The organism is Hoeflea sp. TYP-13 (assembly GCF_040932035.1).
Taxonomy (GTDB): domain Bacteria; phylum Pseudomonadota; class Alphaproteobacteria; order Rhizobiales; family Rhizobiaceae; genus Hoeflea_A.
On the sequence record NZ_JBFRBB010000001.1, the window covers coordinates 1,640,246 to 1,655,701 of the forward strand.

At 57.0% G+C, this 15,456-nt stretch carries 14 protein-coding genes; 13 read left to right on the forward strand and 1 reads right to left on the reverse strand.

Going from position 1 to position 15,456, the window contains the following annotated elements:
• Nucleotides 1-28: 28 nt before the first annotated feature.
• The 12 genes from ABVT35_RS07735 to ABVT35_RS07790 all read left to right on the forward strand — a co-directional run bounded on the left by ABVT35_RS07735 (nt 29) and on the right by ABVT35_RS07790 (nt 11,094).
• Nucleotides 29-541 (forward strand): hypothetical protein, encoded by a 513-nt coding sequence (locus tag ABVT35_RS07735; RefSeq protein WP_368465702.1) that lies wholly within the window; start codon nt 29-31, stop codon nt 539-541.
• Nucleotides 534-731 (forward strand): hypothetical protein, encoded by a 198-nt coding sequence (locus ABVT35_RS07740; protein ID WP_368465703.1) that lies wholly within the window; start codon nt 534-536, stop codon nt 729-731. The genes ABVT35_RS07735 and ABVT35_RS07740 overlap by 8 nt, the downstream gene beginning before the upstream one ends.
• The gene (locus ABVT35_RS07745) at nt 731-2,386 is read left to right on the forward strand and encodes a portal protein (RefSeq protein ID WP_368465704.1); all 1,656 of its coding nucleotides are present in this window, start codon (nt 731-733) and stop codon (nt 2,384-2,386) included. The genes ABVT35_RS07740 and ABVT35_RS07745 overlap by 1 nt, the downstream gene beginning before the upstream one ends.
• Nucleotides 2,383-2,730 carry a hypothetical protein gene (locus ABVT35_RS07750; protein ID WP_368465705.1) on the forward strand — a complete coding sequence of 116 codons (348 nt, stop codon included), beginning with the start codon at nt 2,383-2,385 and terminating at the stop codon, nt 2,728-2,730. The genes ABVT35_RS07745 and ABVT35_RS07750 overlap by 4 nt, the downstream gene beginning before the upstream one ends.
• Complete coding sequence (locus ABVT35_RS07755) at nt 2,727-3,617, forward strand: hypothetical protein (protein ID WP_368465706.1); 891 nt, start codon at nt 2,727-2,729, stop codon at nt 3,615-3,617. Before ABVT35_RS07750 ends, ABVT35_RS07755 begins: the two co-directional genes overlap by 4 nt.
• Nucleotides 3,618-3,644: 27 nt before the next feature.
• Entirely contained in the window at nt 3,645-4,670 is a 1,026-nt protein-coding gene (locus ABVT35_RS07760) for a major capsid protein (protein WP_368465707.1), read from the forward strand.
• A gap of 71 nt (nt 4,671-4,741) precedes the next feature.
• Nucleotides 4,742-5,182 (forward strand): hypothetical protein, encoded by a 441-nt coding sequence (locus ABVT35_RS07765; RefSeq protein WP_368465708.1) that lies wholly within the window; start codon nt 4,742-4,744, stop codon nt 5,180-5,182.
• The gene (locus ABVT35_RS07770) at nt 5,179-5,445 is read left to right on the forward strand and encodes a hypothetical protein (protein WP_368465709.1); all 267 of its coding nucleotides are present in this window, start codon (nt 5,179-5,181) and stop codon (nt 5,443-5,445) included. The genes ABVT35_RS07765 and ABVT35_RS07770 overlap by 4 nt, the downstream gene beginning before the upstream one ends.
• 9 nt (nt 5,446-5,454) lie before the next feature.
• A complete protein-coding gene (locus tag ABVT35_RS07775) occupies nt 5,455-6,042 on the forward strand; it encodes a hypothetical protein (protein WP_368465710.1) in 588 nt (195 codons plus the stop codon).
• Between the two features lies 1 nt (nt 6,043).
• A complete protein-coding gene (locus ABVT35_RS07780) occupies nt 6,044-8,515 on the forward strand; it encodes a hypothetical protein (RefSeq protein ID WP_368465711.1) in 2,472 nt (823 codons plus the stop codon).
• Nucleotides 8,516-9,073, forward strand: coding sequence for a hypothetical protein (locus ABVT35_RS07785; protein ID WP_368465712.1), 558 nt, complete (start codon nt 8,516-8,518; stop codon nt 9,071-9,073).
• Nucleotides 9,073-11,094, forward strand: coding sequence for a phage tail tip lysozyme (locus ABVT35_RS07790; RefSeq protein ID WP_368465713.1), 2,022 nt, complete (start codon nt 9,073-9,075; stop codon nt 11,092-11,094). The genes ABVT35_RS07785 and ABVT35_RS07790 overlap by 1 nt, the downstream gene beginning before the upstream one ends.
• 316 nt (nt 11,095-11,410) lie before the next feature.
• Here ABVT35_RS07790 and ABVT35_RS07795 read toward each other — a convergent pair whose 3' ends face one another.
• Nucleotides 11,411-11,722 (reverse strand): hypothetical protein, encoded by a 312-nt coding sequence (locus ABVT35_RS07795; RefSeq protein ID WP_368465714.1) that lies wholly within the window; start codon nt 11,720-11,722, stop codon nt 11,411-11,413.
• A 219-nt stretch (nt 11,723-11,941) separates the two neighbouring features.
• Between ABVT35_RS07795 and ABVT35_RS07800 the strand changes: the two genes are divergently transcribed.
• Nucleotides 11,942-15,454, forward strand: a complete 3,513-nt coding sequence (locus ABVT35_RS07800; RefSeq protein ID WP_368465715.1) for a hypothetical protein — start codon at nt 11,942-11,944, stop codon at nt 15,452-15,454.
• Nucleotides 15,455-15,456: the final 2 nt, after the last annotated feature.

A 15,456-nucleotide genomic window follows, 5' to 3' on the forward strand; every position in this document is an offset into this window, starting at 1 on the left:
CCAGACATTTTTCGGAAGAAGTCGATAAATGATCACAATAGAGCCGGCGAATTTGCGCGATGTGTCATATGTCGCGGCGAACCTGCGCGCCTGGGACCGTGAGGAAATCTATTGCCAGTTGCCACTCGGCACGAAGCCGGAAGCGATAGCCGCGCACAGCCTGGCGGTTGGTGAGGCATGGACGGCCTTTTACAAGGGCCTGCCAATGGCTGCTTTCGGGTTTCAGACGATATCGGCGGGCGTTCTGACCGGCTGGGCCTATGGCAGAGACGGCATGGAGCGCTGCATTCCGGCGATTACGCGGTTCGTGTTCACGTACAAAGTCCCGGAATGGCTTGAGGCCGGTATCACGCGAATAGAGGTCCGGACCATCGAAACGCACGTCAGTGCTCACAGGTGGCTAGAGGCTGCCGGTGCGGAGCGTATCTGTGCCCTCGACCAGTGGGGGCGGGATGGCGAGCGCTTCCATCTGTACGCATGGGTGTGTGACCGAGTGCCCGACAAGATAATCAGGAGATGGAAAAATGTGCTTTATGCCTAGTGTAAAGACGCCGGAAACACCGCCGGTTCCAAACCCCATTACCCGCGACAAGGACGCAGGTTTGAGACAGGAGGCCCGATTGCGCCGCCGTCGCTCTCGTGGCTCACGAGCCAATGTCTTTTCATCGGTTCTTGGTGACAGCGGCTTCGGTTCGTCTGTCGTCAAGGGCGCAACCAAGCTGGGCGGCTGATGTCTGTCGATCGCGTTCTCGACCGGCTGGCGCAACTGCAGGCGATCCGCAGGCCATGGGAGGCGCACTGGCGGGATATCGCCCGCTATGTGGCGCCGGACATGGCTTATCAGGAACTCCTGAGCAGCATCGAGATACAGAACCAGCCGACCAGCACCGCGGCCGTGGCGAGCATCTACGATCACACGTCGCTGATGGCCATTGACCGGCTGGCAGCAGGTGAAATCTCGCTGGTGATGCCTTCAAGCTCGACCTGGCATACGCTCAAAAGCAATGATCCGTTCGCGGAAGATCCGGAAGATGCGGAAAAATACTGGTTCGATGAGGTGAACCGATACTTCTTCCGCATGCGGTACAATCCGAAATCCGGCTTTACGCTGGCGAGCAAGGCGGCGGTGAAGGGTAGGGCGGCGTTTGGTACAGCAGTCATGTATCTGGAGCAAGCGCTGTCTCCGAATATCGCAAATCCGGTGGCATATCGGTATGTGCCGTTGATGGAAAACCATCTGGCGACCAACTTCGAGGGCGTGGTCGATACGAATTACCGGCTGTTCTCCCGCACTGCACGGCAATGTGTTGAACGCTGGGGCGATCGATGTTCCGGCAAAGTGAAGAAGGCAGCCGAGGACGCCAAGAAAAAGGAAACGCCGGTTCAGATCCTTCACGCGGTGGAGCCGCGGCTTGAGGGCGAACGCGGCAACATGCCGTTCGCGTCCCGATACATCGAGGTTGATGAAAAGCACCAGATTGGGGAGGGCGGCTACAACGGCTTTCCGTTCATCGTATTCCACTGGAACCGGGAGCATCAGGGCCCGTACGCTGAAGGCCCGGTTTCGCTGGCCCTGTCGGAGATCAAATCCGTCAATATGCTGTCGAAACAGGAGTACATCGCAACACAGCAGTGGGTGAACCCGCCAACCGCTCAACGGGATGACAGCGCCAACACCCCGAACCTCAACCCGGGCGCCCCAAATCCGGGGATGTTGAGCGAACAGGGCGAATTGCTCATCAAGCCGATCATCACGCAACAGCGGCCGGATTTCGCCCGCGCCGTGATCGAGGCAAAGCAGAACCAGCTGCGCGAGAGCCTTTATGTCAATCTCTGGCAGATCCTCATCCAGAACCCGCAGATGACGGCGACGGAAGCGGCCATCCGCGCGCAGGAAAAGGGCGATCTGCTCGGTCCTTCCGGTCTTTCCCTTCAAGAGGGGCTGGCGTGGATGGTTGATCGTGAGTTCGGAATTATCGAGGATCTGGGTGCTTTCCGTCCTGGCAACCGTCTTGAGCCGCCCGAAAGCCTACAAGGGCAGGATATCGGCGTTTCCTTCACTGGCCCGCTCGACAAAATGCGCCGCATGGGCGAAGTCGTCGGCATGCAGCGCGTCTTAGAACTCGGCGGCATGATGGCGCAGATGGGCAAACCGGAAGTGCTCGAACGTTTCGATATGGATGAAATGCTCGAGATCGCCCAGGACATCCACGGCGCGCCGGCCAAGATATTCAGGCCGAAAGAGGAAGCGCAGGCAACCAACGAGAACAACGCGCAGGCCGAGCAGATGCAAGCCCTGATCGAGATGGTCAAGGGCGGCGGTGAAGCAGCACAAGCTGCCGGCGAGGGTGGTGCAGCTCTCAGTGAGGCGCTGACCGGGCAATGACCGAAACATATCGATCGCTTTCAACCGGCAAGGCTCAAGGCCAGCGCCGGGACGCGGAGGCATTGAACGAATTACAGGGCGCTTACGAGCGCCTTTTTTTTGGCCGTGGTCACACGCCGGAGGATCAGCAAATGGTGCTGGCGGATCTGGCGTCTTTCACAGGCTTTTTCTTTTCGCAGGATCAAAACACCCCTGCGGAAACATTGCGCGAGGCAAACGCGATGCGCCGGGTTTTTGCCCGGATCATCCGTCTCGGCCTTGGCGCTGATGGCGATCTGTCGGCGCTCTATCGGGCGGCGGTAGCAGAGACGCTTGCAACCAAGGAAGAAGGTAAAACACTATGACGCAACCAAATGGGTCCGCAGACACGGGCAGCCCAGAAGGCGGCAACGGCAATGGCGGCGAAGGGTCGAACGCCAATGTCAGCGAATTCCTTTCCGGTCTTGATGAAGGTAGCCGGGGATGGATCGAAGCGAACGGGATCAAGGCCGATGACCCGGCAGCACTGCTGTCCGGTGTGGTCACCAAATCCCGCGAGATGGAAAGCCTGATCGGATCATCCATCAAGGTGCCCGGTAAAGACGCCAGCGCCGAGGATGTCCAATCGTTCTATGACAAGGCGACCGAACGCCTCCTGCCGAAGGAAGCGAACGGTTACGAGTATACCGTTCCCGAAAACATGCCCGAGAACGTGCCATACGACAGCGAATTTGCTGATGCGTGGCGCGAGTTCTCGTTTGAAAGCAAACTGCCTCCCGCATTGTCGGCCAAGGCCCATGACTGGTTCGTTGAGAACGCGGTCAAGGCGCAGGAAGCCAACAAGGCGGCGACGGATGAAGCTTACGAAGGCATTGTCCTGAAAGCCTCTGAGGCGATTAAAGCGGAATGGGGTGCCCCGGACAGCGAAACGCATAAAACGGGCATGGAGCACTTTCACAAGGCCATTCAAGGCCTGGGCGGTGACGCCCTGAAAGCTGAACTTCAGGAACTCGGCGCCATAGACGAGCACAATCAGGTTGTGGCTCCAAATATCATCCTTGCCCTGTCGAAAGTCGGGAAACAGCTTTTTGCGGAAGACAGCCTGATAACAGGCGAACACGCCGACAAGAACCCGTTTGCCGACGACACCAAGGACTGGGGCAAGCAGAACGCCATCATTCGCGATGACCCGAACTTAGCCAAGCAGTTGATCAAGGCAGCGGGCAAAGACCCGAAGACCTACCGGCTGTAGGCGGGCCATTCACGAAAGGACTGAACAATGGCTACCACCAAACGAACCGATGTCATCACGCCGGAGGTTTATCTGGCGTACATGGAGGAAGAGTTTCCAGAGCGCAATATCTTTGTGCGTTCCGGCATCCTCGAATCTCCACCCAAAGAGGTGCAGTCGCAGCTCAATGCAGGCGGACGGCTGATCAACATGCCGTATTGGGACTACCTTTCCCGCGGTGCGCCGGAAATCATCTCCGATGATGACACGGTGAGCATCACGCCGCGCAAGGTGACGGCGGACAAGGACCAGGCGGTCAAGCACTATTGGGCCAAGGCTTATTCCCACATGGATCTGGCCGGCATGGTCGCAACGGGCAACCGTAAAGACCCCGAAGGCCATGTCCTGAAAAGCCTCTCCGAAGACTGGATGGGCGCCGAACAGACGATGCTCATTGCAGCCTGTAAGGGCCTGTTCGCTGACAACGCGGCAAACGACAGCTCGGACATGATCTATTCGGTCTATTCCGATGTTGCCTCGCCAACGGCGGCCAACAAGTTCTCGCGTTCTGCTTTCGACCGTGCCTGCCAGACAATGGGCGACCGGCTGGGTGATATCGTGGCGGTTGCCATGCACTCATCCGTTTTCCTGTCTGTTCAGGATAATGACGACATCGACTTTGTTCAGGATTCCAAGCTTGAAAAGGAAATCCCGTATTACAAGGGTCGATTGGTCATTGTTGACGATCAGATGCCGGTGACGTCGGGGACCAACTCCGACAAATACACCTGCTACCTGTTTGGCCGCGGTGCGTTCGGCTACGCCTCGGCCGCGCTCGATGCTGAACAGGCGCTTGAGTATGACCGTGAACCTCTCAAGGGTAACGGTGGCGGTCAGACGTCCATGGTCACCCGCCGGCACTGCATCCTGCATCCGCGCGGCGTCAAGTGGACGGATTCGTCCTGCGCCGGCATTTCGCCGACTGAAACCGAGCTTGCCAACGCAGCCAACTGGGATCGGGTCTACACCCGCAAGAACATCAAGTTCGCCCAGTTGGATGTGAACGCCGGCTGATCCGGTTCGGTAGTCTGAGGACAATGACGGGGGCTTCGGCCCCCGTTTTCATTTCAATGGAGATTGGAACAATGGCGAAAGCTGGAAAGGTGCTTGATGGCGCCGAAGTCGTTCGTTTGAACGCAATCCGCCGCAATAAGCAGGGTGCCAGGGCGATTGAGCACCTGACAAAGCGTGATGACCGGGCTCGGGTCAAACGGCTCAAATTGGCCGATGATGTTGCCAAAGTCGGCGCAAATAACCGACGTGCGGCGCTTTCAAAGTCCGAGCAACGCGAAGCCGAGGAGCGAGAGCGCCAGGCCGATACCGCAGTAATTCACGCCGAGCGCGATCTGGCCGCCGCTGAGGCAGCCCTTGAGGCGCGGAAGGCGGAACGGGAAGCGCTGAAAGTGACGCTCACCAATGAGGAATTGCGTGCCGCGATCAAGGAAACTTCCGGCAAGGCACCGCATCCGAAGACCGGCCGGGACAAGCTGATTGCGCAGTATCGTGAACTGGGACTGGCGGCATGACCAACGATCCGTTCAAGCACAAAAGCGGTGATGTTCAATCACCCTTTCGCTCGGCGCATGCCGTGACCTATGACGCGGATTTCCTGTTCACGTCGCGGGCTGTCTATGTCGGTGCGGCCGGTGATGTGTCTGTGATCTTGGCTGACGGTTCGACTGCGGTCTTCAAGGGCATACCGGCCGGAACCGCATTACCCGTCGCCGCCACGCGGGTAACGACAGCCAATACGACCGTAGCCGCCACCAACCTTCTGGCGCTGCTCTAGGGGCGTATCATGACATCAGCGATGACGGTCACCGGCGTCTGCAATATGGCGCTGGACATCCTGCACGAGGGGCCGATTTCCTCGATTGAAGACGATGAGCCCAATGCGCGGCGCTTCAAGCGGAATTTCGATGCTTTGCGCGATGCCTTCCTTGCGGCCCATCCGTGGAACTTCGCGGTAAGCAGGGTGAGCCTTCCGGCCGATGCGACGGCGCCCGCCTTTGGATGGGACTATCGGTATTTAATCCCTGGCGATTGTCTGCGTCTGCTGCCTCTCAAATGTGATGGCGAGTTTGACGGCGCAAACATTCCGCATGAGCTCGAGAGCGGATTTCTTCTCACCGATGAAAAGGCACCGCTCAAGATCCGCTATGTGCGCCGTGTATCGGAGTTGGGATTATGGACGCCGCTTTCCGTTACTGCCTTTGCTGCCTTCCTTGCAGCCAATCTCGCCCATGCCGTGACGGGCAAGGCGAGCTATGCGCAGTTCGCGGCAGACCGCTTTCAAAGCGAATTGAAACGGGCCAAGCGGGTTGATGGGCTGCAAGGATCGCTCGAGCGCGCCGATACAAATGACGTGATAGCCGTTCGAGGGTGAGATGACAGTTTACCCCATCCAGGCTTCTTTCACGCGTGGTGAGATTGCACCGGCCCTGCATGGGCGTGTTGATATCGAACACTATCGGCTTGGGTTGGCGAAGTGCGAAAATTTCTATGTTCTCAAACAGGGAGGCATTCGCAGACGCTCGGGAACGGTCTTTGTAGCGGAGGTGAAGGACAGCGCCGATAAAACGATGCTGTTTCCCTTCGCCTTCAACGAAACGCAGGCCTACGCGGTTGAGCACGGTGACGCCTACTGCCGGTTCTATGCGCTGACCGGACAGGTTCAAAGCGGCGGTTCGCCATACGAGATCGTTTCGCCCTTCGCCCTGGCCGATATCGGGTCGATCGACTACACGCAAAGCGCCGATGTCCTCTACATGGCTCATGGTTCCTATCATCCGCGGGAGCTGAGGCGGGCCAGCGAAACGAGTTGGTCGTTTGCTGAGTTCGATTTTCAGGACGGGCCGTATCTGGAGGAAAACACCACTTCAACCACACTGACACCGGCAGAAACCGGCCACATCACTCCGCTGATGACCAACAATACCGCACCAAGCGGGACGGTAAGTTCGAGTAATGGAAGCGGAAACGCTTACCTGATGTTCAATCGGGACAAAGCAACAGCGGTTCAATTGGAAACTACAGCATCTGGCTGGTTGAAGTATCAGTTTGCAGCCAGCGCTCAGAAGATCGCTGACGCCTACTGGTTGGTATCGCCCAAGGATACCAGCGTCGATTTCTTCACGCAGTGGGAGTTTCAGGGATCGAACGACGGCACTAACTGGGTCACGTTGGATAGCCGCGACAAAGAAAGTGGCTGGTCATTCTCAGAGGCACGGTATTTCGAATTCGAGAACAACAACGGCTATGAGTATTATCGGATCAAATTCTCTGGTGGTGGTGGAGCGGATGCACTCAGTACGGGAATGGGTGAACTTGCCATTCATCAAAAGGCGAGCGACCAGACACCATTCAATCTTACCGCATCGGCTGTCACTGGTATCAACAATGATACCGGGTTCCAGGCCTCCGATGTCGGCCGGCTGATCCACCTTCTCGGTAGTGACGGTAAATGGCGATGGGCCGAGATTACGGAAAGGACTTCAACGACGGTTGTAAAGATCCGCATGCACGGCCATGCGCTGCCCGATACGTCACCAATTGTGGTCTGGGCGCTGGGTGCCTGGTGTGATCAAGCTGGATGGCCGCACAATGTCGGTTTCTACCAGGAGCGGCTTGCATTTGGTCGAACAGATACCCAGCCGCGGACTGCCTGGCTTTCGAAGTCACTCGATTTCGACAATTTCGGACAGAGCGAGCCCGTTGAAGCGTCGGATGGCATGTCGATCACCATGACGGGCGGGAAACTGAACGCCATTGCCTTCATCGAGGAAAGCGTTGACCTGGCCATTGGCACCAACGGTTCCATGCGGACCCTCGGACCGGCCGCAACCACAGAGGCGTTTTCGTCAACGAACGTTCAACAACGCCAGCAAACAACAGTCGGGTCAGCATCTATCAAGCCGGTGACGATCGGCAACAACCTGATCTATCCCGGGTTTCACAAATCTTCTCTGCGGGAATTTGCCTATTCGTTTGAGGCGAATGGATATCTCTCACCAGAACTGACTGTGCTGTCATCGCACGCCTTCAAAGCGGGCATCAGTTTCATGGCCTATCAACAGTTTCCCGAGAGCCTGATCTGGTGCGGACTGGCGGACGGCACGCTTGTTGCAACGACCTATGAAAAAGATCAGCAAGTTGTTGGCGTCACGCGGCACAAGATTGCATGCGGTGCGGCGGGTGACGGTGTTGTGGAATCCGCTGTCACGGTGCCGGTCGAAACCGGTGACCGCCTCTGGATGATCGTCAAACGCACCATCAATGGCGTGACAAAGCGATACGTCGAATATCTGGCAGACCCTTTTGATGGAAATGCAGTTGACGAGGGTGTGTTCTTTGACAGCTCGGTGACCGTAACAGGCTCGAGCATGACCTCGATAACCGGCGCCGGTCATCTGGAAGGCGAGACGGTCGGCATTCTGGCCGATGGCGTCGATATCGGGGATGCGACCGTTTCCAGTGGTTCTTTCACGCTTCCGGGTTCGGTGTCCGCCGACAAGGTAACCTATGGGCTGCGGTACGAGAGCTATGCCAAGACGCTGCGGGCTCCGCAATCCGGGAACCGGGACGGAACGGCCCTCGGGCGGCGCATGCGGATTGTGTCTGTGGCGCTGGATCTGATGGAGACCGTCTACATCAAGGCCGGTACCGTCAAAAAGCAGTTTGAATATCTGTTTCGGCAGACGACGGAAAGCCTTGGAAGTGTTCCGCAACAGCAATCCGGTGTGCAGAAGCTGAGTGCAGAAGACAATTGGGGCAATGGCGGCGTGGCCGTGGTGCGGACCGACAAGGGGTATCCAGCCACAATCCGCGCGCTGATTGCCGGAATTGAGGGAGAGCCGTAGATGTGCCCACCGCTTTTTGCCGCGATTGGTGGCCTTTTTGCTGGCGGCGCCGGGGCTGGAGCCGCAACGGCGGCCGGGGCTGGCGCCGCAGCCAGTGGCGGTATTGGTCTTGGTGGCATTCTGAAACTAGTGGGCGCTGGTTTGACAGGGTTTGCGCAGCTCCAAAGTTCGCGTGCCCAGGCAAAGAGCCTTGAAGCGCAAGCCGAATTCAGTGAGCGCCAGGCGGCGATTGAACGCCAGCGCGGCGCATTCGAAGCCGACAGGGCTCGCGACAAGGCACGGCGTCTGCAGGGACAGCAGGTCGCAAACTTCGCTGCGTCCGGTGTTCAGATCGACGGCAGCGCCGGAAATATCATCGATGACAGCGCAGCGGAGGCTGCCCTTGAAGTGAGCTCAATCCTTTATGGCGCTGAATTGAGATCTGACAACGAAATTTACAAATCGAAGACCGCCCGCGTGAACGCTGCCAATACCCGCTCAGCGGCTCCCATCTTGGCAATCGCACCGGTAATCAAGGGTGCTTCCCGGATAAATTGGGGAGGGGTGTACGCAACCTAATGGCTAGGGTTCCTCAATACACCGCACAGCGCGGATTGGACACCGACAGGCGCGCAAAGCCTCAGCCGCGGTTTACCGCTGCCGGCGCGCAGGCCGCCGCCGCGCTTGGCGGGGCTGTGGCGGATGTCGGTGAAAACCTCATTCGCCGCGAAAACCAGATTGCACGTGTAAAGGCTGCTGCCGGGCTGGATGCATTGGGTCTGCAGGGCAGTGAAATCATCCAGTCTCGGTACGAGAACATTGATGAAGCCGGGCAGGGGTTTCTGTTGGGCGTTCAAAAGGAATTCAACAAAAAGCGTGATACCTTTCTCAAAGGCCTGCCGGATAATCTGAGGGAGGAATTTGCGGCACGCTCCGAAGCAGTAACCGGCCGCGTCGATCTCAAGGCAGCGGGTATCGAACGACAGCAAAGCCACTCGTTTTCCGAGCGTGTCATTTCCTCAAAAATGGATGAACTCAGCATCCTTCTTGACCAGGACCCGGAAAACCATGAGACAATCCAAAAGGAAGGCTTGAAGCTCATCGATGATCTCGGGGCCGGGCTGCCCACGAACAAGCGGTTGAAGTTTCAAAAGGACTGGATTGAGCTTGCGGCCCTCACGCGCGAAATGGCGCGCATGCGCAATGACCCGGACTATGCGGAGCGCTATGCGGGCCCAATACGTGCATCGAAACTCCCTGGCAGTGTTCAGCAGCGCGGCAACATTGCGATGGAATTCTTTATCGGCCGAGGCTATTCCCGAGTTCAGGCTGCCGGCATTGTCGGCAATCTCATTCAGGAAAGCGGGATGCGCCCTCACGGTGCTGTGGGTGACAACGGAACCGCCTTTGGTCTGGCTCAGTGGCGCGGCAAGCGTCACAAGGCGCTCAAGGATTTCGCCGCGGTCAATCGGGCCGACTGGCGCGATTTCCATATCCAGCTTGCGTTCATCGATCATGAGCTGAGGACCTCCGAAACGGCGGCCCACAAGCGGTTGCGTTCAGCAGAGACAATCGATGAGGCAACCGCAGCATTCATCTCGTATGAGCGCCCGAAAGGCTGGACGGCCGGCAAGCCGCGCGACGGGCACGGCTACCGATCGCGCCTGTCGAATGCAGTTGCCTTTGCCCAAGGCTCACCGGTCGGGTTTTCGGAAGACATTCCGGATGACTTGTCGTTCGCGGGATATCAAACACTGCGTAACAGCGCTCTTAAAGTCGTCAGCGCCGACAATGATGATTTCCTTGATGAACTCAACAAGGACATTCGAAAGACCGGCTATGAGCTTATTGCAGACGACACAATCACAGACGATTGGGTTGAAGCGAACCGGGATGTTCTGACCGTCAGCGACTACAAGACGATGAAGGCCGCGGCCAATCCGAACCAGAACGCCACGGTAAAGACCAGTCCGGAGGATTATGTTCGGCTGCTCGATCAGGTCGAGGAAAACCCGGAGCTGGCGCGTGAAGAAGTGCGCGAGCTCTACCTTGATGGGCAGGTGTCCAAGGACGTTTTCTCCAAGATCATCTCGCGCGCTTCGGCCCGGGAAAACGAGATTGAAGGACCGTCCTTTCACAGCCAGCACCGGTCCTATGTCCGTAAGATGCTTGCGCCATCGATGGACGATCCGAAATCGTACTATTCGAGGCAACTGGACGCGATCAATGACTTTGACGACTGGCTCGTTGCGAACCCGGAAGCAACCCGAGAGGAGGCGCGCAAATTCGCGGATCAACTGGTGGCTGATTATCGGAAGGTTCGATACGGGGCCGGTGATCACCAACTACCCGTGCCGCCGGGTCTTGAGGGAATTCAGAACCCGACCGCTGCTGATGTCCAACAGCTGGGAAAAAACATCATTCAGGACATTATTCTCAAGACACAAACAGAACTCCGGCGAACGGGTGGCGATCCGAATAACGCGAGCCTCAACACGGCCATCGAGATGGGGATTATCAGCAAGCGCGAACTCGCTAGACGGGCAGCATTGCTGCGCATCTGGCACAACAGACTGAAGAATGAGGAAAGCCAGCCATAATCTGAATGCGAATCGAATTGGTCGACGTGTTCGGTTGCATTTATGGGTTGTGGATAACTTCGTTCAGGGAATATGACACAAAAAACAACCATTTATTGTATTCAACCGTTGCGTGTTGGCAAAGTGCCTACATTTTTGTAGCCTTATTAACGCTATCTTCGCTCTGGAGGGTTATAGCAAATGCCCGTATGTGACACGGTGAAATTCTGCCGGCCGTAGCACCAATTCTCGGATTGGGAGCGCATTGTGGGGTTCCTGGCAGGCCCTACCGTACGGATCTAACTGAAAGCAGTCCTTCGGGGCTGCTTTCATGGTTTTACAGGTGCTTTCGCAACACCGGACCCCGTTTTAACAGGCTCTTGGTTTGTCGTTTTCCGCAACGATGAAATGTGGTGATGTAGTGCTCATATCCATCCGCAGCAGACTTGATGGCTGAGATGTAGCGATTGCCATCGTCAGGATGTTGAAAAGCAATGCTGCAGGTGTTGGGGCGGTCCCCAATCCACAAACCAGTTTCTAGCAATTTTGGCAGCACCAACAAATCAAGCATTTCGACATCACCATGCTTCTCAAGAATATGCTCAAGTGATGCACTGGATAGGTAAACCAAATCCAGTTGCGCACCCATATGAACGCGAACCTCTGTTGGAAGATACCCAACATGCACTGACGCCAGTCGGCGTGCCAACAAATTGTGAAGCTGACTCAATTCTAAGGACATGCCGAATTCTGTTTTCGACGCTGTGGTCGAGTCAATCCCATATAGCTCGATAATAAATTGGGCGTAACCGAACGGTCGTAACCGGCAAAAAGTGCCACACAACAACCTTCATCTTAAGGAAAATCCATGACGGACGCTTTGACCATCCTGAAAGATGGCCTCGACGCTGTGCCGGGTGACCTGCCTGCGGACGCACCGGACACCGATCGTTCGGACGTGGCCATACAGGAGCGTACGCAACAGCATATCGACCGCGACAATCTTGAGTGGCTGGTGAACGTCGAGGATGACGATTTCATCATGTTCGGGTCGACCGGGGAGGGTGAAAAGTCTGCTCCGGACACGTCCTTTCTGGAAATACGCGATGACGAACTGCCGTCTGACGGCGATCCGGATGAAACGCCTCTTTGGCAGCGTGTCGCGGGTGATGTCGGGCGCGGGATTGTCGAGGCGCCGGGGCAGGTTGCCGGCGGGTTGCTCGATGCGGCCCAGGCCGTGCTTGATCTGGGCGGGATCCTCGATGAGAAATTTCCCGTCGGTGGGCCGCGGCTGTTTGACAAGGACTGGAACTTCAATCCCGGCTGGCATTCGCCCGAGGATGTCAAAGCTGATCCGCCCAAAATCCCGACGACACCGGAGGCAGAATCGACCACAGGGTCAGGTATTCGTGTCATTGCGCAGTTCATCGCACCATATGCAAAAGCCTCGCAGGGACTGAAAGCGGCGGGTTTTCTCGGCAATGCCGGAAAAGTGGGTACGGGTGGCAGGGCTCTTACTGCCGGAGCGATAGCAGACTTTGCCGCCTTTGACGGTCACGACAAGAGGCTTTCCGATCTGCTTCGTGAATGGCCGGGACTTCGCGATCCGGTCACGGCTTATCTTGCGTCGGATGAGGATGATCCCGAGCTTGAGGGGCGGCTGAAAAACGCCATTGAAGGATTGGCGCTCGGTGGAGTGGCTGCTGGTCTGGGTGAAGTGCTCTTCAGAGCACTCGGTGTTTTTCGCAAGAAATTGAAACTCAATGGCAGCAGCGCAATTCGACAAGGCGAAGCAGTCAAGAGCACGCCCGTTGAAGAATTGGTCCGTCCGTCCGGCGATCTCGATTTTGTCAAACAGGCGTCGGAGGATGCGCCGCTATTCACCACGAAGCTCAAACAGGCCGGTGCAGAAACCAACACGGGTGTTCCCGATGACGTTGCCGCGCATGCGCTGCATCCGGAAAAGGGTTTGAGCGAAATCGGCGAGAACACTGACGTCTTTGTAAATTTCGCCCGCATCAATACGCCTGACGATATCCAGAGAGTTATCCAGGATACGGCGTCGGCATTTTCCAAGGAAGTCGATGAAGCGAGGCGCGGCGTTCGCTCAAACATCGAAACCCGCGCTTCCAGTCAAGATATCGACGCCTGGGAACTGCTTATGTCCCGGCGACAGGGCGAAACATTAAACGCAGAACAGTCTCTTGCCGCACGCGAATTGTGGGTGTCTTCCGGGAATGCGCTTGGCGAGTTGGCGAAACGCGCATCCGAAGCGCCGACGCCGGAGAACCTCTTTCAATTCCGCCGAATGCTGGCAACGCACCACGCCATCCAGAAGGAAGTCATTGCCGCCCGGACTGAAACAGCAAGGGCGCTTCAACAGTGGCGTATGCCGGCAGGCGGAAATTCGGAAATCCTTCGCGATATCGACCAGGCATTGAATGTCGCTGGAGGTCTTGGCGTGTCGCGTGAGCTTGCGGACCGTATCGCCATATTGGCGAGATCTGGCAACACGGTTGGGCTGACCAACTTTGTTGAAAAATCGGTCTTTGCGAAATCATTCGACAGCATCCACGAATACTGGATCAACTCGATCCTTTCAGGACCAAAGACGCATCTGGTCAACGCGATTTCAAACACTTCAGTCATTGGCCTCTCGCTGATTGAGCGTAATGCCGCAGCAAGGATCGGCCAACTGACTGGAAACACCGATGGCGTTGTGGCCGGCGAAGTCCTTTCTCAGGTTCACGGTCTGATGACTGGTATTGGCGATGCGTTCCGCAATGCCGGAAAGACGCTGAGGACGGGGCAAACAGGATTCGGCGTGAACAAGATCGAGGCCGGGCGCACAAGGGCGATCTCCTCGACCAACTGGAATTTGAGGTCTGAAAGCTGGTACGGGCGTGCGGTCGACACGCTGGGCGCCGTGGTGAACGTTCCGGGCCGGGGTCTTCAAACAGCCGATGAGTTTTTCAAGACGATGGGTTATCGCTCTGAGCTTCACGCTCAGGCCTACCGGCAGGCGGCGCGGGAATTGGAGGCCGGCAATATCGCGCGTGAGGACTTCAAATCCCGGCTGGCCGACATAATCGCGGATCCGCCTGAAAGCATCCGGATGGAGGCGGCCTACACCGCCGCATATCAGACGTTCACCAATGAGCCAGGAGCCTTCACGCGCAAGATCATGGCTCTTAGGAGCGAATATCCGGTGCTTGGCTACATCGTTCCGTTCGTGAACACGCCCGGGAAAATCCTCAACTACACATTCGAGCGTACACCGATTGCGCCGCTGACCCGGCGCTACCGTGCGGCGATTGCAGAAGGTGGCGCCAAGGCGGACCTGGCGCGGTCGCGTATGGCGCTCGGGACAGCCACAACACTTTATGCCATTGATCTTGGCATGCGCGGCCACCTGACCGGATCAGGTCCGGAGAAACCTTCGGAAAAGCAGAACTGGCGCAGGCAGGGCTTCCAACCCTATTCAGTGAAGATCGGTGACAATTGGGTTGCCTTCAATCGGGTTGATCCTCTCGGTTATCTCTTCGGGATCGGCGGTGATATCGCGGAGTTCACCAACAACGCTGAATTTGACGAAAACACCGGGGCCGAACTGCAGGAGGCAATGGCGGCAGTTGTCTTCTCGGTCGCGGAGAACGCCACATCGAAATCGTACATGCAGGGGGTTTCCCTGCTCCTGGAGGCGGTGAACGATCCGAAGCGGTTTGCCCCCTCATACCTGGAACGGTTTGCGTCGTCTTTCATTCCTTCCGGTGTTTCGGAAGTTGCGCGTTTCAAAGATCCGGTCTTGCGTGCCTCTCATGATATCATCACGGCGATGAAGCGGAGGACGCCCGGCTACACCGAGGATCTGCCGGCAAGGCGTGATCTTTGGGGCAGGGAAATCCGGTATGAATCCGGTCTTGGCAAGGCCTATGATGCAGCCAGCCCCTTATATGTGTCGCAGTTCAAGCCTCAGCCGATCGATGAGGCGATGCAGCGCGACGGGTATTTCATTGGAATGCCAAGTAAGACCTTTACGATTGACGGTGAGGCAATTGGCCTTCGCAACGACCCGGACATCTACAATCGGTATGTGCTTCTTCAAGGCGGAACCAGGCCCTCTCAAATGGGTGCGGACGGCCTTGCCGATCGATATGGCGACCGGACATTGCTTGAGGTGCTGAACGATATCGTCACGGGTAAGGATGATCTGTCGGAACCCTATGATGAGGCAATGGACCCGGCTGAAAAGCGGGACATCATCCAAGGTGTAGTCCGCAGATATAGAAGGGCTGCGCGGCGGGTGATTTTCGATGAATATCCGGAACTCGAGGCGCGGGCCGGGAGGAAGAAAGCGTCAAGGATCGAGAGAAGTCAGTAGAA

Coding starts and splice junctions, on each gene's coding strand:
- ABVT35_RS07800 (WP_368465715.1), top strand. CDS start 11,942: ATGACGGACGCTTTGACCATCCTGAAAGATGGCCTCGACGCTGTGCCG.
- ABVT35_RS07735 (WP_368465702.1), top strand. CDS start 29: ATGATCACAATAGAGCCGGCGAATTTGCGCGATGTGTCATATGTCGCG.
- ABVT35_RS07755 (WP_368465706.1), top strand. CDS start 2,727: ATGACGCAACCAAATGGGTCCGCAGACACGGGCAGCCCAGAAGGCGGC.
- ABVT35_RS07790 (WP_368465713.1), top strand. CDS start 9,073: ATGGCTAGGGTTCCTCAATACACCGCACAGCGCGGATTGGACACCGAC.
- ABVT35_RS07785 (WP_368465712.1), top strand. CDS start 8,516: ATGTGCCCACCGCTTTTTGCCGCGATTGGTGGCCTTTTTGCTGGCGGC.
- ABVT35_RS07760 (WP_368465707.1), top strand. CDS start 3,645: ATGGCTACCACCAAACGAACCGATGTCATCACGCCGGAGGTTTATCTG.
- ABVT35_RS07765 (WP_368465708.1), top strand. CDS start 4,742: ATGGCGAAAGCTGGAAAGGTGCTTGATGGCGCCGAAGTCGTTCGTTTG.
- ABVT35_RS07740 (WP_368465703.1), top strand. CDS start 534: ATGCCTAGTGTAAAGACGCCGGAAACACCGCCGGTTCCAAACCCCATT.
- ABVT35_RS07750 (WP_368465705.1), top strand. CDS start 2,383: ATGACCGAAACATATCGATCGCTTTCAACCGGCAAGGCTCAAGGCCAG.
- ABVT35_RS07770 (WP_368465709.1), top strand. CDS start 5,179: ATGACCAACGATCCGTTCAAGCACAAAAGCGGTGATGTTCAATCACCC.
- ABVT35_RS07775 (WP_368465710.1), top strand. CDS start 5,455: ATGACATCAGCGATGACGGTCACCGGCGTCTGCAATATGGCGCTGGAC.
- ABVT35_RS07745 (WP_368465704.1), top strand. CDS start 731: ATGTCTGTCGATCGCGTTCTCGACCGGCTGGCGCAACTGCAGGCGATC.
- ABVT35_RS07795 (WP_368465714.1), bottom strand. CDS start 11,722: ATGGGTGCGCAACTGGATTTGGTTTACCTATCCAGTGCATCACTTGAG.
- ABVT35_RS07780 (WP_368465711.1), top strand. CDS start 6,044: ATGACAGTTTACCCCATCCAGGCTTCTTTCACGCGTGGTGAGATTGCA.